14 protein-coding genes and 1 riboswitch are annotated in these 20,285 nt (G+C 67.9%); of the genes, 9 read left to right on the forward strand and 5 right to left on the reverse strand.

The window, feature by feature from the left end:
- Nucleotides 1-33: 33 nt before the first annotated feature.
- Nucleotides 34-1,266: an FAD-dependent oxidoreductase gene (locus ASE28_RS29705; RefSeq protein ID WP_057269620.1), complete on the forward strand. Its 1,233-nt coding sequence runs from the start codon at nucleotides 34-36 to the stop codon at nucleotides 1,264-1,266.
- 53 nt (nucleotides 1,267-1,319) lie between these two features.
- Complete coding sequence (locus tag ASE28_RS29710) at nucleotides 1,320-2,840, forward strand: bifunctional ADP-dependent NAD(P)H-hydrate dehydratase/NAD(P)H-hydrate epimerase (protein ID WP_057269621.1); 1,521 nt, start codon at nucleotides 1,320-1,322, stop codon at nucleotides 2,838-2,840.
- Nucleotides 2,841-2,846: 6 nt separating this feature from the next.
- Here the strand turns inward: ASE28_RS29710 and ASE28_RS29715 are convergent, their stop codons facing one another.
- Nucleotides 2,847-3,584: an AraC family transcriptional regulator gene (locus ASE28_RS29715; protein WP_057269622.1), complete on the reverse strand. Its 738-nt coding sequence runs from the start codon at nucleotides 3,582-3,584 to the stop codon at nucleotides 2,847-2,849.
- 77 nt (nucleotides 3,585-3,661) lie between these two features.
- Between ASE28_RS29715 and ASE28_RS29720 the strand changes: the two genes are divergently transcribed.
- On the forward strand, nucleotides 3,662-4,672 hold the full coding sequence (locus ASE28_RS29720) for an alpha/beta fold hydrolase (protein ID WP_057269623.1): 1,011 nt from the start codon (nucleotides 3,662-3,664) through the stop codon (nucleotides 4,670-4,672).
- On the opposite strand, the gene ASE28_RS29725 is transcribed toward ASE28_RS29720, so the two are convergent.
- Complete coding sequence (locus ASE28_RS29725) at nucleotides 4,641-5,585, reverse strand: LysR substrate-binding domain-containing protein (protein WP_057205590.1); 945 nt, start codon at nucleotides 5,583-5,585, stop codon at nucleotides 4,641-4,643. The two genes, ASE28_RS29720 and ASE28_RS29725, sit on opposite strands and share 32 nt — an antisense overlap.
- 123 nt (nucleotides 5,586-5,708) lie before the next feature.
- Between ASE28_RS29725 and pobA the strand changes: the two genes are divergently transcribed.
- Nucleotides 5,709-6,896 carry a 4-hydroxybenzoate 3-monooxygenase gene (gene pobA / locus ASE28_RS29730; protein ID WP_057269624.1) on the forward strand — a complete coding sequence of 396 codons (1,188 nt, stop codon included), beginning with the start codon at nucleotides 5,709-5,711 and terminating at the stop codon, nucleotides 6,894-6,896.
- Nucleotides 6,897-7,006: 110 nt separating this feature from the next.
- Here pobA and rnr read toward each other — a convergent pair whose 3' ends face one another.
- The 3 genes from rnr to ASE28_RS32555 all read right to left on the reverse strand — a co-directional run bounded on the left by rnr (nucleotide 7,007) and on the right by ASE28_RS32555 (nucleotide 12,945).
- Nucleotides 7,007-9,355, reverse strand: coding sequence for a ribonuclease R (gene rnr / locus ASE28_RS29735; protein WP_057205586.1), 2,349 nt, complete (start codon nucleotides 9,353-9,355; stop codon nucleotides 7,007-7,009).
- Between the two features lie 664 nt (nucleotides 9,356-10,019).
- Nucleotides 10,020-12,800 (reverse strand): DUF349 domain-containing protein, encoded by a 2,781-nt coding sequence (locus ASE28_RS29740; RefSeq protein WP_057269625.1) that lies wholly within the window; start codon nucleotides 12,798-12,800, stop codon nucleotides 10,020-10,022.
- A complete protein-coding gene (locus tag ASE28_RS32555; RefSeq protein WP_162262288.1) occupies nucleotides 12,757-12,945 on the reverse strand; it encodes a hypothetical protein in 189 nt (62 codons plus the stop codon). Before ASE28_RS32555 ends, ASE28_RS29740 begins: the two co-directional genes overlap by 44 nt.
- A 923-nt stretch (nucleotides 12,946-13,868) precedes the next feature.
- Between ASE28_RS32555 and ASE28_RS29745 the strand changes: the two genes are divergently transcribed.
- The 5 genes from ASE28_RS29745 (at nucleotide 13,869) to ASE28_RS29765 (ending at nucleotide 20,013) form a co-directional block, all read left to right on the forward strand.
- Entirely contained in the window at nucleotides 13,869-14,723 is an 855-nt protein-coding gene (locus tag ASE28_RS29745; protein WP_057205583.1) for a lytic transglycosylase domain-containing protein, read from the forward strand.
- Between the two features lie 52 nt (nucleotides 14,724-14,775).
- Nucleotides 14,776-14,927: riboswitch (ZMP/ZTP riboswitch) on the forward strand.
- Between the two features lie 31 nt (nucleotides 14,928-14,958).
- Nucleotides 14,959-16,203, forward strand: a complete 1,245-nt coding sequence (gene glyA, locus ASE28_RS29750; protein WP_057205581.1) for a serine hydroxymethyltransferase — start codon at nucleotides 14,959-14,961, stop codon at nucleotides 16,201-16,203.
- A 12-nt stretch (nucleotides 16,204-16,215) separates the two neighbouring features.
- Nucleotides 16,216-16,665, forward strand: a complete 450-nt coding sequence (gene nrdR, locus ASE28_RS29755) for a transcriptional regulator NrdR (RefSeq protein ID WP_007856647.1) — start codon at nucleotides 16,216-16,218, stop codon at nucleotides 16,663-16,665.
- A 36-nt stretch (nucleotides 16,666-16,701) separates the two neighbouring features.
- Nucleotides 16,702-17,589 (forward strand): DMT family transporter, encoded by an 888-nt coding sequence (locus tag ASE28_RS29760; RefSeq protein ID WP_057269626.1) that lies wholly within the window; start codon nucleotides 16,702-16,704, stop codon nucleotides 17,587-17,589.
- A gap of 69 nt (nucleotides 17,590-17,658) precedes the next feature.
- Entirely contained in the window at nucleotides 17,659-20,013 is a 2,355-nt protein-coding gene (locus tag ASE28_RS29765; RefSeq protein ID WP_157422177.1) for a hypothetical protein, read from the forward strand.
- Nucleotides 20,014-20,285: the final 272 nt, after the last annotated feature.

The following is a 20,285-nucleotide window of genomic DNA, read 5'->3' on the forward strand; positions in this document are numbered from 1 at the left end:
CAAAGCAGCAAACGCAACCCATACTCCCCATTCATGAAGATTGCCATCGTGGGCGCCGGCATCATCGGCGTCACCACCGCATACGAACTGTCCCGCGACGGCCATGAGGTCACCGTGTTCGAGCAGCGCAACGCCGCCGCCGAAGATGCCAGCTTTGCCACCGCCGGCCTGCTGGCCCCCCTGCTGACGACGCCCTGGTCGCTGCCGGGCATGGCCCCGGCCGCGCGGCTCATGGGCGCGCAATCCACCGTGCGCCTGGCCCAGGGCTTCGGCCGCGCCGACGTGTCCTGGCTGTGGCACTGGAAGCGCCTGGCAAAGCGCGGCCCTGGCCCGGCCACCGCACTCGAGCGCCTGGCCCAGTACAGCCTGGCACGCACGCTGGAGATCGCCACCGAACACGAGCTCGACTTCGAAGCCAGCCCCGGCCGCTTGCTGCTGCTGCGCACCGAACAGGACCGCGCCCACCTGCAAGCTGCATTGCAGTGCCTGCGCGACGCGGGCGTGGCCGTGCAGGAGATCGATGCCGCCGCTGCGCAGAAGCTAGAACCCGGTCTGTCGCCCGAAACACCGCTGGCCGGTGCCATCTCGCTGCCCGGCGCTGCTGCAGGCAACTGCCGGCTGTTCGCGCAACTGCTGCGCCAGGGCACACAGGCAGGGGGCGTGCAGTTTGCCTTTGGCACGCGCGTGGAACGCCTGGCGACCAACCCCGTGGGCGTAGCGGTGCAGGGCGAAGCCACGCCGCGCCGTTTCGACGCCGTGGTGCTGTGCGCCGGCATGGCCTCGGCCGCCCTGCTGCCAGTCCTCAGCCTGCCGCTACCGATGACGGCCGTGTACGGCTACTCCGTCAGCGCGCCGCTGCGCGAAGACACCCACGCCCCGCAGGCCAGCGTGGTCGACGTGCAGCAGCAGATCAGCATCACCCGCCTGGGGCTGCGCGTGCGCGTGGCCGGCGGGGCAGAGCTGGGCAGCGCCGACGCAGAGCACCACGCCCCCACCGTCGCGCGCCTGTACCGCACGCTCAACGACTGGTTTCCCGGCGGCGCACAGCTCTCGGGCGGCGTGCAGACCTGGCGCGGCGCACGCACCCTGCTGCCCGATGGCGCTCCCGTGATCGGCGCCAGCGGCATCCCCGGCCTGTGGCTCAACACCGGCCACGGCACGGGAGGCTTTGCCCTGGCCAGCGGCAGCGCGCGCGCCATCGCCGACCTGGTGGCCCAGCGCAGCCCCGAGATCAACCTCGACGGACTGGGCTTGCGGCGGTTTTGAGCCTGCGGGGAACAGGTCGGCGCACAATGCAGCGGCCACATTGCCCGCCTGCCATGCACCGCATCACCCCCCACCAGCCCCACGCCCTGCACCACACTGCCGCCACGCGCCGCATCGAGCGCGCGGCCGCCGACAGCCTGCCGCCCCACACGCTGATGCAGCGCGCCGGCCAGGCCGTCGCGCAGCTGGCCCAGGCCCTGGCACCCCACGCGCGCACGGTGTGGATTGCCTGCGGTGCGGGCAACAATGGTGGCGACGGACTGGAGGCCGCCATGCACCTGCGGCGCAGCGGTCGCCGCGTGGTGGTGACCTGGCTGGGCACGCCCGAGACCGCCCCGCCCGATGCGCGCCAGTCGTGGGAGCGCGCCCTGGCCGCAGAGGTGGAATGGGCCGACACTGCCCCCGACACCTTGACCGAGGCAGACCTGTGCATCGACGCCCTGCTCGGCATCGGCATCACCGCAGCCACCCACGGCAGCGCAGTGCGCCCGCCCAACGAACGCCTGAGTGCCTGCCTGCGGCAGCTGCAGGCCAGCCCCGCCCCGGTACTGTCGGTGGACCTGCCCTCGGGCCTGGGCGCGGACACCGGTCAGTTCGGCGCAGGCCTGGCACCCGAAGCACTCCCGCACCATGCCGCCTCACCTCGGCATACGCTGAGCCTGCTCACACTCAAGCCCGGGCTGTTCACCGCTGCAGGACGCGATGCGGCCGGCAGCGTCTGGCTCGACGACCTGGGTGTGGCACCCGGGCACGAGCCACCCAATGCCTGGCTCTGCGGCCCGCCACTGCCCGAGCCACGCCAGCACGCCAGCCATAAGGGAAGCCATGGCGACGTGGCCGTGATCGGTGGTGAAGGCCTGGCCCAGCGCGGCATGGGCATGGCCGGTGCCGCCCTGCTGGCAGCCTCGGCCGCACTGCACCAGGGCGCGGGCCGCGTGCTGGTAGCCCCGCTGGACGCCGGCCATCTGGAGGTGGACACGGGCCAGCCGGAGTTGATGCTGCGCCGCTTCGGCGCGCTGGACCTCGCGGCACTCACCGTGGTGTGCGGCTGCGGCGGCGGCGAGGCCGTCGCCAGCGTGCTGCGCGAGGTGATCACGCGCGCAGCACGCCTGGTGCTGGACGCCGACGCCCTGAACGCCATCGCCCTCGATGCCGCACTGCACGCCCTGGTGGTGGCGCGCGGCCAGCACGGCCAGCCCACCGTGCTCACGCCGCACCCCCTGGAGGCCGCGCGCCTGCTCGGCCTGACCACCGCCGAAGTACAGGCCGACCGGCTGAATGCCGCCCAGCAACTGGCCGCACAGTTCAACTGCGTGGCCGTGCTCAAGGGTTCGGGCACGGTGATCAGCGCGGCCGACCGCGTGCCCGCCATCAACCCCACGGGCAATGGCCTGCTGGCCACCGCTGGCACCGGCGACGTGCTGGCCGGCATGGTGGGCGCCCGCCTGGCTGCCGGCGCCAGTGCGCTGCGCGCCGCGAGCGAGGCCGTCTACGCCCATGGCCTGGCTGCGGACCACTGGCCCGAGGGCCTGGCCCTGACGGCCAGCGCACTGGCACGGCGGATCGGCCGATGACCACCACTACGTCACCAGCACCACCTCCTTCAGGGGCTTGAGCACGCTCGACGGCGTCATGCCGAAGGTCTGGCGGAACATGCGGCTGAAATGCGCCGAGTCGGAAAACGCGCCATGCAGGGCCGCGTCCGTCAGGCGCGGGCTGGTCGCGAGCCCCGCCATGGCCAGGCGCACCTGCGACCAGACCCGGTAGCTGCGCAGGCTGACACCCATCTCGGCGCGGAACAGGTGGTTGAAGCGCGAGGCCGACAGCTGCACGCCCGCCGCCAGTCCGTCGCGCAAAAGCCGCTGATCCCCCGGGGTGCGCAGGGCCTGCAGGCTGCGCAGCACGCGCGCATCGAGCGGTGCCGCCGGTGCCCACGGCAGCCGCAACAGGGCATGCAGGTCGAAGTGGCGCAGGTACCCATCCATGGCGCTGCGCGCACCCACAGGGATGGCCACATCCAGGATCACGGGCCCTCGCCGATCGAACTGGCGGCGCAGGCCACGTGCCTCGCGCGAATCGGGCTCCAGGTACATCAGCGCCACCTGCTCGCCGCAGGGGTCCAGCAGATGCTCCACCCCCGCATCGACCAGCGCGCTGTGGCAGGACTCGACGACGCCAGGCCCCAGGTGCAGCGCAAAGCGGCCCGAGAGGCCGACCAGCAACACCGGCGCCGCATGGCAATGCCAACCCGTGGGCGGCAGGTCGCCGACATACAGGGCCCGGTCCGGGCCCAGGGTCAAGGTGTTGTGCGCAGGCATAGCCCAAACATGCAAGTTTTCAAACGGCACTCCCAGTAGCCTTCAACGGCAATCCATCCCACAACGGAGACCTGTTCTTGAAGCGCATCCTCTTTTCTACCGCAGCGGCACTGGCACTGGTCACCACCGCGCTCTACTACGGCACCCCCACCCTGTTCAAGCAGCCGCTGCTGGACCTCAATCGCCAGCTCTCAGGCCTCTCGGCCAAGACCGTCCGCATCGCGGGTCACCAGGTGCACTACCTGGACAGCGGCCCCACCCAGCCCGGCACTGCACAAGGCCCCGACGGCCTGCCCATCATCCTGCTGCATGGCATTTTTGCAGAGAAGGACCACTGGGCAGACTTTGCGCGCCCGATCACCGCCACGCGCCGCGTGATCGCCCCCGACCTGCCAGGCTTTGGCGAAAGCACGCGCGACGAGGCCCAGCCCTATGACTACGCAGCCCACACCAGGCGCCTGCGCGAGCTGATGGATGCCTGGGGCATAGCCAAGGCCCACCTGGCGGGCAACTCGATGGGCGGCACCATTGCCGCGCTGCTGGCGCTGGAACACCCGGACCGCGTGGCCAGCGTGGCCTTCGTCGGCGCACCGCATGGCCTGCGCTCGCCGCAACCGAGCCGCATGGACCGGCTCATCGACGCCGGGCAGCGCCCGCTGGTAGCGCACGATGCGGCAGCGTTCAAGGCCATGATGGCGCTGGTGTTCGAAAAGCGCCCCTTCCTGCCCTACCCCATCCTGCACGCCAGCGAGCAGGACGCGCTGCGCAACGCGGCATCCAACACACGGCTGTGGGACGCGCAGCTCAAGGACCGCTACTTGCTGGAGCAACGGCTGACCACCGGCCTGGCACAGCCCACCCTGGTGCTGTGGGGCGAGCGGGACCGGGTGTTCGACATCTCGGGCAGCCAGGCGCTGCGCACCCTGCTGCCAGGCGCGCACATCGAGCGCCTGCCGGGCATCGGGCACCTGCCCATGATGGAGGCCCCGGGCGATACGGCACGGCGGTACACGGAGTTCCTGACGCGGCAGGCACCGGCTGGCGCCTCGCACGCGCTCACGGATGCACACTCCTGGCCTGCCCGATGACAGCATCGCTGGCGCCACCAGTCAGCACCCGCGAGAACGACTGGCACATGCCCGCAAAGGTGTCGGCCGCGCCCGTGAGCAAGGCATCGGAGCGGTAGATCAGGCAGTTGTCGAAGCTGGGAGGATGCTCGTCAATGGCGAAGGCCACCATGCCATCGCCCAGCAACTGGTTGTCCACCATGGCGGCAGGCACCATGGCCAGCCAGTTGGTCCCACCCAGCAAAGGCGCGAGGTGCGAGAACGACTCGCAGGTCGCTGCCACCCGCGGCAGGGGCAGCCCTTGCTCCGCATGAAAGCGCAGCACGGTTCCCCCAGGTCCGCCCGGTGGCCCGAGCAGCACCCACTCCTGCCCCTGCAGGGCTTTGAGCGTTCGTGCATCCGCGAGGGGATGGCCGCGCCGCGCAATCACCACCAGCGCGCTGCGAAACAGCCGGCGCACCTCGAAGCCCGTGGCCACGCCGGCATCGGGCACGGCGGTCACCGCTAGTTGGATGCGCGCCTGCTGCAGCTCCGGCAGCAACTGCTCATAAAAACCGCTGAACAAACGCAGCTGCACCGCCGGAAAGCGGCGATGGAACTCCGGCACCACCAGGGGGAGCAGCACGGCAGCCGGCGTGGGGCCCAGGCCGATAGCCAGGTTGCCTGTCTCGGCACCGAGCGCATGCAGCGCATCCTCTTCGGCCTGGTACGCCTCGCGCGCGATCAACCGGGCACGGGGCAACAGGCGCTCGCCCTGCTCCGTCAGGACGACACCCTGCACGGACCTGCGCAGCAACGGAACGCCCAGCGCGGTCTCCAGCGCCTTCAGGCTCATCGTCAACCCGGCCTGGGACATGCCGAGCCGGCGCGATGCGGCCCGAAAGCCGCCGCACTCGACCACGGCCAAAAAAGCCTTCAACTGCTGCAGCGTCATGGGCTCATTGATAAGTAATCGTGATCACTATAAGCGTTGACTGGCTTACGCCCGGTGCCCATCGCCCCTAGATTCGTGGGTGCAACGCATGCACATCGCCCCACACCCTTTGGAAACCCAATCATGAAAACACAAGTTGCCATCATTGGCGGCGGCCCCGCAGGGCTGCTGCTGTCCCACCTGCTGCACCAGGCGGGGGTGGACAGCGTGGTGCTGGAGCACCGCAGCCGCGCCCAGGTTCAGTCGCGCATCCGCGCTGGCGTGCTGGAGCAGGGCACGGTCGACCTGCTGCGCAGTTGCGGCTTGGGCGATCGCATGGACCGCGAGGGCCATCCCCACGACGGAATGCAGGTGGCCTGGGCGGGCCAGGAAAGTTTTTTCATCGACGTACGCAAGCACCTGGGCAAGCGCTTCATGGCCTACGGGCAAACACAGATCCAGGAGGATCTGCATGCGGCCTGCGACGCCCGCTCTGCCCGCGTGATCCATGAGGCGCTGGACGTCACGCTGCATGGTGTGGAGAGCGCAAACCCGCACGTCACCTTCGTGCATGCGGGGCAGGAGCAGCGGCTGGACTGCCAGTTCATCGCGGGCTGCGACGGTTTCCACGGCGTCTCGCGCAAGGCCATCCCGGCGAACGTTCTGCGCGAGTTCGAAAAGGTCTATCCCTTCGGCTGGCTGGGCATCCTCTCGGAGACACCCCCGCTCCCCGACATCGTCTACGCCAACCATCCACGCGGTTTTGCGCTGGCGTCCATGCGCAGCCCCACATTGAGCCGCTACTACCTCCAAGTGCCATTGGACACGCGCATCGAAGACTGGCCGGACGAACGCTTCTGGCAGGAACTCAAGGCGCGCTATCCACGCGAAATCGCGGACCGCATCGTCACCGGCCCATCGATTGAAAAATCGATCGCGCCCCTGCGCAGCTATGTCGCCGAGCCCATGCGGCACGGCCAGCTGTTTCTGGCGGGCGATGCGGCGCACATCGTTCCGCCCACCGGCGCCAAGGGACTCAACCTGGCCGTATCGGATGTGTTCTACCTCTCGCGGGCGCTGGCCGATTTCTACGGCACGGGCTCACCGTTCTTGCTGGACGGCTACAGCGACATGGCCTTGCGCCGCGTCTGGGCATCGGTGCGCACCTCCTGGTACCTCACCAACCTGCTGCACCGGTTTCCCGACAGCACGGCCTTCGACCAACGGGCCCAGGAGCACGAACTGGAATACCTGCGCAGCAGCCCCTCGGCCCAGCTGGCACTGGCAGAGCAGTATGCCGGCCTGCCGTTCGAGGCACCTGGCGGTGCCTGAACAGGCAACGCCGAAGCGCCAGGCGCCCGAACGTATTCGCATTCCGGGCGCCCACATGTCAGACAGGCAGGCAGGAAGGCGCAGCGCCCCCAGGGCCGCGAAATGGGTGCTCAGCCGCGGCGCGGCTTGCGCCCCTTGCCACCGGCCTTGCCGCCTGCGGCCTTCTTCACCGACGCCTTGAGCTCCTGGATGGGCGAGCGTGCAGCACGCTCGCGCGTGAGCGAGGCCATCTCGGTGGCGGACGCCTCAGGTGCCTTGGCCTTGGAGCGCCCACCACCGGCACGGCCAGCGTTGGCCCCGCCCTTGCGTGGGCCCTTGCCGGAGCCGCCAGGGCCGTCCTGCGACACGCCCTTGTCCTTGAGTGCGCGGCCCACCAGTTCCTCGCCCTCGCGCACCAGGCGGAAGTCGATCTTGCGGCCATCGAGGTCCACGCGGCTGACCTGCACCCGCACCCGCGCGCCGATGGCGTAGCGGATGCCGGTGCGCTCGCCGCGCAGCTCCTGGCGCGCCTCGTCGAACTTGTAGTACTCGCCACCGAGCTCGGTGATGTGCACCAGGCCTTCGACGTACATGGCGTCCAGCGTGACGAAAATGCCGAAGCTCGTCGCCGCACTGACCACGCCGCTGTACTCCTCGCCCAGATGCTCGCGCATGTACTTGCACTTGAGCCAGGCTTCCACGTCGCGGCTGGCCTCATCGGCACGGCGCTCGTTGGCGCTGCAGTGCAGGCCTGCGGCCTCCCAGGCCTGGACTTCGCGGCTCGGCGGCTTGACGTCCTTGCGCGGCTTGGTGCCCGGCGCCGCCACGCGGGACGCCAGGCGCTTGGCCAGCTTGGCATGGGCTTCGCCCGGCGTGGGCAGCGAGGGCAGCTTGTACTGCGTCTTGGCCAGGATGGCCTTGATCACGCGATGCACCAGCAGATCGGGGTAGCGCCGGATGGGGCTGGTGAAGTGGGTGTAGGCCTCGAACGCCAGGCCGAAGTGGCCACTGTTGACGGGCGTGTAGATGGCCTGCTGCATGGAGCGCAGCAGCATGGTGTGGATCTGCTGGGCGTCGGGCCGGTCCTTGGTGGCCTCGGCGATGGCCTGGAACTCCGAAGGCTTGGGATCGTCGCCGATGGTCATGCCCACGGCCATGGCCTTGAGGTAGTTGCGCAGGATCTCCTGCTTCTCGGGCGTGGGGCCTTCGTGCACGCGAAACAGGCCGGGCTGGCCGCCCTGGGCGATGAAGTCGGCGCTGCAGACGTTGGCGGCCAGCATGGCCTCCTCGATGAGCTTGTGCGCATCGTTGCGGGTGCGCGGCACGATCTTCTCGATGCGGCCGTTCTCGTCGCAGATGATCTGCGTCTCGGTGGTCTCGAAGTCCACCGCGCCGCGCTGGCGGCGCGCAATCAGCAGCGCACGGTACACGTCATGCAGGTTCAGCAGGTCGGGCACGCGCTCCTTGCGCTTGCTGGCCTCGGGCCCGCGCGTGTTGGCCAGGATGGCTGCCACCTCGGTGTACGTGAAGCGCGCATGGCTGTGCATCACCGCCGGGTAGAACTGGTAGGCATGCACCTCGCCCTTGGCGTTGACCAGCATGTCGCAGACCATGCACAGGCGCTCGACATCGGGGTTGAGCGAGCACAGGCCGTTGGAGAGCTTCTCGGGCAGCATGGGGATCACGCGGCGCGGGAAGTACACGCTGGTGGCGCGGTCGTAGGCGTCGATGTCGATGGCGCTGCCGGTCTCCACATAGTTGCTCACGTCGGCAATGGCCACCAGCAGGCGCCAGCCCTTGCCGCGGCCCACGCGCGCGGGCTCGCAGTACACGGCATCGTCGAAGTCGCGCGCGTCCTCGCCATCGATGGTGACCAGGGGTACGTCGGTCAGGTCCACGCGGCGCTTCTTGTCCTGCGGGCGCACCTTGTCGGGCAGCTCCTTGGCCTGGGCCAGGCACTCGGCCGAGAACTCGTGCGGCACGCCGTACTTGCGCACGGCGATCTCGATCTCCATGCCCGGGTCGTCCACCTCGCCGAGCACTTCGGTGATGCGGCCCACGGGCTGGCCGAACAGGGCCGGCGGTTCGGTCAGCTCGACCACGACTACCTGGCCGGGCTTGGCGGCGCCGGTGGCGCCCTTGGGGATCAGAACATCCTGGCCGTAGCGCTTGTCTTCGGGGGCCACCAGCCACACGCCACTTTCCTGCAGCAGCCGGCCGATGATGGGCTGGGGCGGGCGCTCGATGATCTCGACCACGCGGCCTTCGGGACGGCCGCGGCGGTCCTGGCGCACGATGCGCACGCGCACGCGGTCCTTGTGCAGAACAGCGCGCATTTCATTGGGGGGGATATAGATGTCGCCTTCGCCATCGTCACGGATGACGAAACCATGACCATCACGGTGCCCCTGCACGCTTCCTTCAATTTCGTCCGACAAATGCGCGGACTGCGCGCCGGGGGTGGTTTTCTTGATATACAATCTGAGTCTTTCCTGAAATGCCCAGGTGGCGGAATTGGTAGACGCACTAGTTTCAGGTACTAGCGAGTAACATCGTGGAGGTNGTTTAACGAGAACCAGTGATGGTTTTCAAAATATCGAAGCCGCTGTACCAACAGCGGCTTTTTTATTTGTCGCGCCCGCCCTGCCCCATGGCCGCAACACCTGGCAGACCCGGGGTGCGGCACACGCGTACAGGCAGCACACACGCCCATTGCAGCCTGCCCGATATCCAACGGCAGCCTGCGGACATGCCGGCGGCCGCCATCGGACCCTCGGCACAAAGAATGTGCTCGCCGCACACAATTTTCAAAAAAGTTGGCAAACTCGCTGGCGGACCCAAAAAACGTTCTATAATTCAAAGCTGATCTGAAAGCCCAGGTGGCGGAATTGGTAGACGCACTAGTTTCAGGTACTAGCGAGTAACATCGTGGAGGTNACAAAGAAAAAGCCGTTGCATTCGCAACGGCTTTTTTGTTTTTGCGGCTGCATCCACAGCAGCCCCTCGGCCCGTGCGCCCAGGCACCGGCACGCTCCCTACACACACCCACCTCACCAAAGACAAAGCGCCTTCGCATCCATGCCCAGGGGCATGCACGCAAAGGCGCTTCAAAGGCTGCGCCGGGCATAGGCCCGGGCTTGCCCCTTACTTGCGCAGCAGGTTCTTCAGCACGTTCTGCAGGCGGCGGGCCGTGGCGCCATCGCTCGGGCTGGCCAGCACGCGGGCCGCATCCTGGCCCCAGGTCTGCTCGGGCGCAGGGTCGTTGCGGCGCGTGAGCAACTGCAACTGCAGCAGGCGGCGTGCGGAGATGTGCTCGGCCGGGGTGGGCACCTCGGCCGCCATTTCCAGGCGCAGCAGGGCCTCGGCCGCATCGCCCTTGGGCGCGGCAGACAGCGCCTGCGTCCAAGACGTGCGCACGGCCGGCGTCACGCGGCCACCCAGGTCCTGCGTGCTCGGCACCTGTGCCGCATCGCGCTTTTCCCAGGCCGCGAGCAGCTGCGTGAGCGCCTCGCCATGGGCCTGCGCAGCCAGCTTCTTCAGGGCCATCTGGGCGTGCTCCATGGCGTCGCGCTGGGCACGGAAGGCCGTATCGCCCAGGCGCGGGCCACGGTCTTCGTAGGCCGGGCGGTCGCCGAAGCGGCCACCACGGTCACCGCCGCGGTCTGCACCCCGGTCACCAGGACGGCCATCGCGCGGGCCGCCACGGCCTGCATCGCCACGGCCGCCATCGCGGCGCTCACCAGGCCGCGCACCGCGGCCGGGGGCGGCGGGTGCATCCTTTTTCATGCCGGGGCGGTCGTCGCCACGCACGGCCACCACGGGGCGGGCAGGCTTGGGCGGCGCCACGGGGGCTGCGGCAGGGGCTGCCGCTTCGCCGTCCGCGCCAGCATCCGCCGCAGTCGCTTCGCCATCACCGGTCGCAGCAGCGGCCTCGTCGGCCTGCGCCACCGATGCGGCAGCGCTTTGCTCGCTCTTGTGCGCCGAGGCAGCCGCCTCGGCGGCCTTGGCCTGGCCGCGCAGCGCGGCCTCCAGGGCCTGCACGGCGGCGCGGATCTGCTGCGCATCGCCCGTGGCGTTGGCGGCCTCCAGGGCCTTGGAGGCGTCGAGCACCACGCGGTCGTGCGCGCTCAGCTCGGTCACGGCCTTTTCGCGGTCGGCCGACTTGCGGTTGAAGGCTTCGTCGATGGGCTTGCGGAATGCGTCCCACAGCTTCTGCTCGTGCTTGCGATCCAGCGGCACGGTCTGTGCCTCGGTCTGCCAGCGCTGCTGCAGCGACTTGATGGCGTCGATGCGCAACGCGGGCGCGGCGCCCAGGGCCACGGCCTCGTCGATCATGGCGTGGCGGCGGGCCAGGCTTTCCTTTTGCGCGGCCTCCAGCGGCGCAGCTGCGCCAGCGATGGCCTGCTTCCACAGCGGCTGCAGTTCGGCAAAGATCTTCTCGCCCACGTGGCCACCTTCGCGCCAGCGGTCGCCGAACTGGTACAGGGCGCGGTTGATGGCCTTCCAGTCGCCTGAAGTGGCATGTTCCTGCGTCCAGGCCTTGACCTCCTCGATCAGGGCCAGGCGCTGGGCCTTGTGCTCGGCGGCATCAGCGCGGATCTTGTCGAGCCAGGCTTCCACGACCTTGTGCGCGGCATTGCAGGCCTCGTCGAACTTCTTCCACAGGCCGTGGTTGGGCGCACCGCCCTGGTCGGCCTGCTTCCACTGCTCGCGCAGGGCGCGCAGGGTTTCCTGCATCTTGCGGCCACCCAGGGCCTGGCCCTCGGGGCGGTTGAGCAGGGCTTCGGCCTTGGCCACGAGGTCCTCGCGCACCTGGTCGGCGCCCCAGCGCTGCCAGCCTTCGAGCTCGCCTGCGGCCACCAGGGCCGTGTGCACCTGCTGCTCCAACGCGGCATCGATGTGCTTGCCATGGTTCTTGAGCACGGCGCGCAGCGCGGCGGCGGCGCCGGCACTGGCCTTGCCATGGCCTTCTGCGGTTTCCTTCTCAAGCACCACCAGCGCATCGCGCACGGCCTGCACGGCCTTGTCGCGCACTTCGGGGTCGACCTTGGGCTTGTTCGGCGCACGGGCGGGCTTGGCAGCGGCGCCGGCCGCAGCAGCCGCTGCGGCCTCGGTGGGCAGGCCACGGGCGGCGCGCAGCTCATCGGCCCACACCGGCACGGGTGGCAGCGGGGCATTGGCATCTTCAGCGGCAGCGGCGGCCTGGGCCACGGCGGGCTGGAAGGCATCCCACACCACCAGCAACTGGGTGCGCGAGGCATCCAGCAGCGGCGGGAAGCGCGCTTCCACGCTGGCCCAGCTGGCGTCGCTGGTCAGCTCCTGGGCCTGCTCCTGCCAGCGGGCGACGTCAGCGCGCAGCAGCTCCAGCGCGCCGTGCGCGTCGCGCCAGGGCTTGGTGGAGAGCACTTCGATGCGCTGCGCGAGCAGCACGGCGGCTTCGCGCTGCACCTGCACACGGTGCTGCAGGTCTTCGATGACCTTCACACGATCGGCCACCTGCACCTTGAGCAGGGACAGCGGTTCGCGCGACAGCGGCGCGCCGGCCTTGGCCGCGTCGCGCTGCCATGCCAGGGCATCGGCGATGTTGAGCTTGGGCGCGGACAGCAACGCCTGGGCCTTCTCGGCCCACTCGGCGGCAATCACTTCCTGGCCCTTGGCGCGGCGGATCTCGTCGAGGCGCTCGCGCACGGCACGGGCAGCGCCCTTGTCGCGGCCGCTCAGTTCCTTGAACACTTCCTGCAGCTGCTCTGGCGCTGGCTGCGTGGCCAGCCAATCACGGATGCGGGAGGCGCGCTCGCCCGAGGTGGCGGCAGAGAAGGCGCCGCCGGTCAGTGCATCCAGGGGATGCGCCTCTTGGGTTTTGGCCGGGGCCGGATTCACTTCAGGTGCGTCGGACATTTTGCTGCGGGAAAAAAATGGAAACATGGATCCAATGGATTGCGAACGGCCATCCCTGCTCGGGCTGGATGCGCGAGGCCACCAAGGCTCGCGCCAGCCAGAGCAGGTACATGGCAGAAAACGGGCTATTTTCACCGGGTTCGTGCAGGCGGGCCACCGGCAGTCCTGGCAAGGAGGTCCCTCGGGGATATCCTGTCCAGAGCCACCCGGTGTGCGGGCTTGTGCACCCTGCATTGCAGGGTTGCGGTGTCTCCCAGGGGCCTGTGCCCGCTCTGGGAATTGCCCCCATTATCTATATATATGCGCCAAGGGCCCATTCAATGCCTTGAGGCAGTTCAATACAGGCCCATCCGGGCCCGCCTGCGGGCCCGCGGCGCCATGCTCCAAGCACCCTTCCCCAGCATGAAGCCGCATGTTTGAAAACGTGGGAACGCGACGCAAGCAACGACCCAGAAACAAGAAAGCCCGGGGGACTTTCCGAAGTGGACAGTCTCCCGGGCTTGACGGCTGACACAACGGTCTTTGCCATCGTTTCGCAAGGCGGAGATGAAGGTCCACCGTGCGAGGAGGCAAGGTATTGCCTCCAGGGGGTGCCGTGGAAGTTTCATCTGCTGCACCGCGGCACTGAATGCCCATCGGCGGGAGAGTTCGCTTCGTCTGGCGATGCCTGAAATCAACAGGCAGACGAACCTTACCAAAGTCGGCTGCCGGGCTCAACCCGGTTTTGCAATGGTGCGGTAAAAGCCGATTGAATTTGACACATGGCCGTCACCGGGCTGTGCTTGGCCGGGCAACCGCTTCGGGTGAAAAAAGGCAAAACCCTGTGTTTTCTACCAGATTTTTCATGCTTTTTTAATCTAACGATTGAATTTGTTAGTATTGACTAGGTATTTGGTGACCTCCTAGAATCCGCCAGCCTCAAAAATGGCTAGTAAAAACCCCAACCCGCTGCCGAACCCGGCTAAGTCAACTCACGGCCCCTCTTGCTTTTTGCAGGCCTGAAATTGATGGCGTACCAATCCAGGTGATACGCCTGATCCTGCCAACCACCCGTGCTGGCAGGGCCTCAGGGAAGCGCCCCAGAAAGGAAGAGCTATGACAGCGTCAGGAAAAATAGTCTCCGGCATGCGAACCTTCGCAGCCGACGTGACCGAAGGTTTTCTTGAAATCACCCACAGCAGCTTCGCCCTCATCGGGCTGACCGTTGCATTCGTCGTTATCGCATTGACCGCCCGGCCCGACCTGCGCCAGGCCGGAGAAGAAAAGCTCATGAACTGGCTGCAGGCGCGCCAGGTCGCCGTGCTGGGCATGCCCATCGAGCCCGAAGCGAGCGAGCGCGCCACCGCTGGCAACCCCAAGGACCTGCCCAAGGAGCAGGCCGCCGTGGCGTTCTGGCTGAGCAAGAAGTACCGCGTGGCCCCCGAGCCGCTGAGCGTGCTGGTGGCCGAGGCCTATGAACTCGGCGCCCGCAACAAGCTCGACCCGACCCTGATCCTGGCCATCATGGCCATCGAGTCCAACTTCAACCCCTTTGCGCAAAGCTCCGTGGGTGCCCAGGGCCTGATGCAGGTGATGACCACCGTGCACACCGAGAAGTACCAGAACTTCGGCGGCCACTTCGCGGCCTTCGACCCGGTGACCAACCTGCGCGTGGGCGTGAAGGTGCTGCAGGAATGCATCGCCCGCGCTGGCTCGCTCGAAGGCGGCCTGCGCTACTACGTGGGCGCGGCCAACCTGCCCGACGATGGCGGCTACACCGCCAAGGTGCTGGCCGAGCACTTCCGCCTGCGCCAGGTGGCCGGTGGCCGCGCCATGCCGACCAACCCGCCCGCCACCCTGTCCACGCAGGCGCCGGTGCAGTCGATCCCTGCGTCGGTCAAGCTGCCAGCCCCTGCTTCGCCGGCCAACAACGGCAGCGACAAGGTCGCCCTGCTCTCGCAACCATCCTGATACACAGCTCCCGGCCGCGCTGCTGGAGCAGTGCCGCTGCCTGGGATACACTATGCGGGTACGCAACTGGCGATAGGCGCAGCCCCGCAACCGGGCTGCCGCTGACGTGGAAACCGACAAGGGCTTGCCCCTTGTGAACCACTGGGGAGCGTGCCGCACGGGTGTCATGCCCGCCGCGTTCAGCCGTTCGCCTGGGCAGCCCTTGTTTCAAGGGACACAAGTTCATAGGACTGCCATGTACCAACGCAATATTCTTGTCGAACAAGCCGACCCCGAAATCTTTGCCGCCATCACGGCCGAGAACGCCCGCCAAGAGCACCACATCGAGCTGATCGCCAGCGAGAACTATGCCTCCCCCGCCGTGATGTGGGCCCAGGGCACCCAGCTGACCAACAAGTACGCCGAAGGCTACCCTGGCAAGCGCTACTACGGTGGCTGCGAGCATGTGGACGTGGCCGAGCAGTTGGCCATCGACCGCGTCAAGAAGATCTTCGGCGCCGATGCCGCCAACGTGCAGCCGCACTGCGGCGCCTCGGCCAACGAGGCTGTGTTCCTGGCCTTCCTCAAGCCCGGCGACACCATCATGGGCATGAGCCTGGCCGAAGGCGGCCACCTCACGCACGGCATGCCGCTGAACATGTCGGGCAAGTGGTTCAACGTGGTCTCCTATGGCCTCGATGCCAATGAAGTGCTGGACTACGACGCCATGGAGAAGAAGGCGCACGAAACCAAGCCCAAGCTGATCATCGCGGGTGCATCGGCCTACAGCCTGCACATCGACTTCGCACGCTTTGCCAAGGTGGCCAAGGACGTGGGCGCTATCTTCATGGTCGACATGGCCCACTACGCCGGCCTGATCGCTGCCGGCGTGTACCCCAACCCCGTGCCTCATGCCGACGTGGTCACCAGCACCACGCACAAGAGCCTGCGCGGCCCGCGCGGCGGCATCATCCTGATGAAGGCCGAGCACGAGAAGGCCATCAACAGCGCCATCTTCCCCGGCCTGCAAGGCGGCCCGCTGATGCATGTCATCGCCGCCAAGGCTGTGGCCTTCAAGGAAGCGCTGCAGCCCGACTTCAAGACCTACCAGGAACAGGTCATCAAGAACGCCCAGGTCGTGGCCGAAACGCTGACCGCCCGCGGCCTGCGCATCGTCTCCGGCGGCACGCAAAGCCACGTGATGCTGGTCGACCTGCGCGCCAAGGGCATCACCGGCAAGGAAGCCGAGGCCGTGCTGGGCGCGGCCCACATGACGATCAACAAGAACGCCATCCCCAACGACCCTGAAAAGCCGATGGTGACCAGCGGCGTGCGCATCGGCACCCCCGCGATGACCACGCGCGGCTTCAAGGAAGAAGAAGCGCGCATCACGGCCAACCTGATCGCCGACGTGCTGGACAACCCGCGCGACGAGGCCAACATCGCCGCCGTGCGTGCCAAGGTCAACGCGCTGACGGCCCGCTTCCCGGTCTACGGCTGATTCGGCCCCGCCATGAAGTGCCCCTTCTGCAGCCACCAGGAAACGCAGGTCGTCGAAACCCGGGTGTCTGAAGAAGGTGACTTCATCCGCCGCAGGCGCCAGTGCGGCGCCTGCGACAAGCGCTTTACCACCTACGAGCGGCCGGAAGTGAACTTCCCGGCCATCGTCAAGAAGGATGGCCGTCGCATCGAGTACGAACGCGGCAAGCTGCTCGGCTCGTTCAACCTGGCGCTGCGCAAGCGCCCGGTGAGCACCACGCAGATCGACAGCGCCATCGAGCGCATCGAGGAAAAGCTGCTCAACCTGGGCCAGCGCGAAGTGCTCTCCAGCCGCATCGGCGAACTGGTGATGCGCGAGCTCAAGAAGCTCGACAAGATCGCCTACATCCGCTTTGCCAGCGTCTACCGAAGCTTCGAGGACATCGACGACTTCCGCGCCATGGTGGACGAGGTGCGCAAGTAGCCTGCAGAATTTGCCAGCCTGCCTGAGAATGCTCGGGTGAAGACTCGCCATTTTTTGCAGCTCGTGCTGCTGTCTGCCCTGTGGGGCGCCTCCTTCCTTTTCATCCGCGTCGCGAGCCCCGTGCTCGGGCCCAATGTCATGGCCGCCTTGCGCATCGGTCTGGCCACACTCACGCTGATCTTCATCATGCGCGTGGCCGGCGAGCGCTGGCCCTGGCGCCACTGGCGCGAACTGGTGGGGCTGGGTGCGCTCACGGTGGCCATCCCGTTCCTGCTGTACTCCTGGGCCGCGCTGTACCTGCCTGCGGGCTACAGCTCGCTGCTCAACACCATGGCCGTGCCTTTCAGCGTGATCGCAGCCGCCTGGCTCAAGGAAGACACGCTGAGCGCGCGCAAATGGCTGGGCTGCCTCTGCGGCTTTGCCGGCGTGGCACTCATCGTGCAGCTCGGCCCGGTCACTCCCACACCAGCGCTCATCATTGCCGCCCTGGCCTGCATGACGGCATCGGCCTGCTACGGCGTCTCCACCCCGTGGATGAAACGCGCCACCACGCGCATGCCGCCACTGGCGATTGCGGCCGGCATCCACGGCACGGCCCTGGTCATGCTGCTGCCCGGCGCGGCCTGGAGCCTGCCCGAGGCGCAGTTCACGCCCACCGCGCTGGCCGCCGTGGCGGTGATGGGCATCGTCACCTCGGGCCTGGCCTATTGGCTCAACCTGCGCGTGCTCAGCCAGGTCTCGCCCGTGGCGGCCATGAGCAGCGCCTTCATGATCCCGCTGTTCGGCGTGGCCTGGGGCCACCTGTTCCTGGGCGAGGCGCTGGGTCCGGGCATGCTGTGGGGCGGCATGCTGGTGCTGGTGGCCACGGGCCTGGTGACGGGGTTCAACCCGCTGCGCTGGCTGGGCGCCGGATCGCGCTCGTAGGAGATTGCCTACAGGCCTGTTCGCCCAGGTCCGGGGTGGTGATGGGCGCAGGCTGCCGACAATGAGGGCATGGACCCTCAGCCGCAGCCGACCGTCGCCACATTCCTTCCCACCCACCGCGCCCCGCTGCAGCCCGAGCAGCCCCCACCCCAGCACGCCTGGCAGTTCTTTCGCGCCGGCGGCGTGGACCAGGTCATCATCCAGAGCGGTGCAGACATCGCCCACCTGGCGGAACTGGACCAGAAACTCTGGGTGGCCCTGGCCTGCCCCACGCGCGGCATCGAGTTCGACGAGCGCACGCTGGACCTGATCGATACCGACAAGGACGGCCGCATCCGCCCGCCCGAACTGCTGGCCGCCTGTGCGTGGGCCTGCGCGCAGCTGCACAGCGCGGACGAACTGGCACAACCCGGCGACACGCTGGAAATCAGGGCCATCGACGACCGCACCGAAGAAGGTGCAGCGCTGGCCGCAGAGGCCAGGCGCCTGCTGGCCATGGCAGGCCGACCCGAGGACACGGCCATTGCGCTGGCCGATGTGCTGGAGCGCAGCAAGCAGCTCAGTGGCATGCGCTTCAATGGCGACGGCATCATCACCGTGGACACCGCAGTCAAGGACGACAGCGTGGCGCGCGATGCCATCGCCCACATCATCACCACGCACGGCAGCATTCCACCCGCCACCGACAAGCAGTTGCCCGGCATCGACCGCCAACGCGCCGAGGCCTTCTTTGCCGAGCTCGGCCAGCTCAGGGCCTGGGCCGCCCAGGCGCGCGGCGCCACCACCGGCCTGGCCCTGGGCGAGCGCACCCTGGCCGCCACCGAGGCCATGAACGCCGTGGCCGCGAAGGTGGAGGACTTCTTCGCCCGCACCCGCCTGGCGGCCTACGACCCGCGCGCCGCCACGGCACTGAACCCCTCGCTCGATGAGTACAGCGCCATGGCCAGCCAGGACCTGGGCTTGGCCTCGCCGGCCATCACCACCCTGCCCCTGGCCCCCATCACCCCTGGCGGCGCACTGCCCCTCAGGCACGGCGTGAACCCGGCCTGGGCCAAGGCCCTGCGCAACTTCCGCGAACGCACGGTGGAGCCCCTGCTGGCGCGCAGCAACGCTGAAAGCCTGACGCAGGACGAGTGGCAGCTGATCCAGAAGTCGCTGGCGCCCTGCCAGCAGTGGCTGGCCGACCGCCCCGCCACAAGGCTCGATGCGCTGGACGAAGACGTTCGTGACGCCCTCCTGGCAGGTGATGCCGAGCAGCGCGTGATGGCCCTGATCGACGAGGACGAGGCCGAGCAGGCCCACAACGAGCAGGCGTTGGGGCTGGAGAAGCTGCTGCGCTTCAAGCGCGACCTGCTGGAGTTGCTCAACAATTTCGTCTCGTTCTCGGCCTTCTACCAGCGCCGCGGTGCCATCTTCCAGGCCGGCACGTTGTACCTGGATGCGCGCAGCTGCGACCTGGTGGTGCAGGTGTCCGACGCCGCGCGCCACGCCAAACTGGCCGGCCTGGCCAAGACCTACCTGGCGTACTGCGACTGCACGCGCAAGGGCCAGAAGATAGGCATCGTCGCGGCATTCACCGCCGGCGACGTGGACTTCCTTTTCGTGGGCCGCAACGGCGTGTTCTACGACCGCGACGGCCACGACTGGGACGCCACCATCACCCGCATCATCGAGAACCCCACGAGCATCCGCCAGGCATTCTTCTCGCCGTACAAGAAGTTCGTTCGCATGATCGAAGAGCAGGTGGCCAAGCGCGCATCGGCCAGCGATGCGCGCGCACAGAAGTCACTGGGCACGGCCGCCAGCACCCTGGCCAGCACCGATCTCAAGACCGTGGGCACCAACGCCAGCAGCGTGACCGTGCCCGGTACCCCACGACGTACCGACGTCGGCACGGTGGCCGCCATCGGCGTGGCACTGGGGAGCATCAGCGCGGTGCTGGTGGGCATCTTCGGCAAGTTCGTGGACCTGGGGATCTGGATACCGCTGGCACTCATCGGCATCGTGCTGGCGATCTCGGGGCCGAGCATGCTGATCGCCTGGCTCAAGCTGCGCCAGCGCAGCCTGGGGCCCATCCTCGATGCCAGTGGCTGGGCAATCAATGGGCGCATGCGGGTGAACACGCGCCTGGGCGGATCCCTGTCGCAGGTGGCCAAGGTGCCGGCCAATGCACGGCGCATGCTCGATGACCCGTTTGCGGAGTCCAATAGCCCTGTGTGGGTGGGGCTCGGGGTTCTGGTTGCCGTGGTCGTGGTGGGGTTTGTGGCGTGGCGGGCGCATTGGCTGGATCGGTGGGTTCCGCAGGTGACGGTGACGCCGCCCGTCGCTGCACCGGTTGTGCTGCCTGCGCCTGGGGCCAGTGGTGCGGCCCCTGCTGCTGCGGTGGTAGGGCCGGCTGCGTCTGTGGCTGCCCCGGCGCGTTGAGTTCAGGGTTTCTATTCAGCCGTTTGCCTGGGTTGAGGGCGGAGGCCGGGATGTGCGCCCGGCGGCGCACCTACTTTCTTTTTGCGCAAAAAGAAAGTNGGCGCCCCGCAGTCTGCGTCCCTTCGCTTCGCTGCGGGCAACCTGCGATGCTCGGGCCCGGGGTGGCGTCGCGGAACTCGCTGCGTTCTTCGAACTCCGCTCAAACATCCGCGACGAGCCAGATCACGAAGTGCGTGTGTCCTTCGGCACACGCACCCACCCCAGGCCCTGCG

It is taken from the genome of Acidovorax sp. Root219 (assembly GCF_001428665.1).
In the GTDB taxonomy this organism is placed as follows: Bacteria; Pseudomonadota; Gammaproteobacteria; order Burkholderiales; family Burkholderiaceae_C; genus Acidovorax.

Bases quoted from the DNA above. Each gene is read 5' to 3' on its own strand.
- pobA (WP_057269624.1), top strand. From the start codon at position 5,709: ATGAAAACACAAGTTGCCATCATTGGCGGCGGCCCCGCAGGGCTGCTG.
- nrdR (WP_007856647.1), top strand. From the start codon at position 16,216: ATGAAGTGCCCCTTCTGCAGCCACCAGGAAACGCAGGTCGTCGAAACC.
- ASE28_RS29715 (WP_057269622.1), bottom strand. From the start codon at position 3,584: ATGCCTGCGCACAACACCTTGACCCTGGGCCCGGACCGGGCCCTGTAT.
- ASE28_RS29745 (WP_057205583.1), top strand. From the start codon at position 13,869: ATGACAGCGTCAGGAAAAATAGTCTCCGGCATGCGAACCTTCGCAGCC.
- ASE28_RS29710 (WP_057269621.1), top strand. From the start codon at position 1,320: ATGCACCGCATCACCCCCCACCAGCCCCACGCCCTGCACCACACTGCC.
- ASE28_RS29725 (WP_057205590.1), bottom strand. From the start codon at position 5,585: ATGACGCTGCAGCAGTTGAAGGCTTTTTTGGCCGTGGTCGAGTGCGGC.
- ASE28_RS29740 (WP_057269625.1), bottom strand. From the start codon at position 12,800: ATGTTTCCATTTTTTTCCCGCAGCAAAATGTCCGACGCACCTGAAGTG.
- ASE28_RS29705 (WP_057269620.1), top strand. From the start codon at position 34: ATGAAGATTGCCATCGTGGGCGCCGGCATCATCGGCGTCACCACCGCA.
- glyA (WP_057205581.1), top strand. From the start codon at position 14,959: ATGTACCAACGCAATATTCTTGTCGAACAAGCCGACCCCGAAATCTTT.
- ASE28_RS29765 (WP_157422177.1), top strand. From the start codon at position 17,659: ATGGACCCTCAGCCGCAGCCGACCGTCGCCACATTCCTTCCCACCCAC.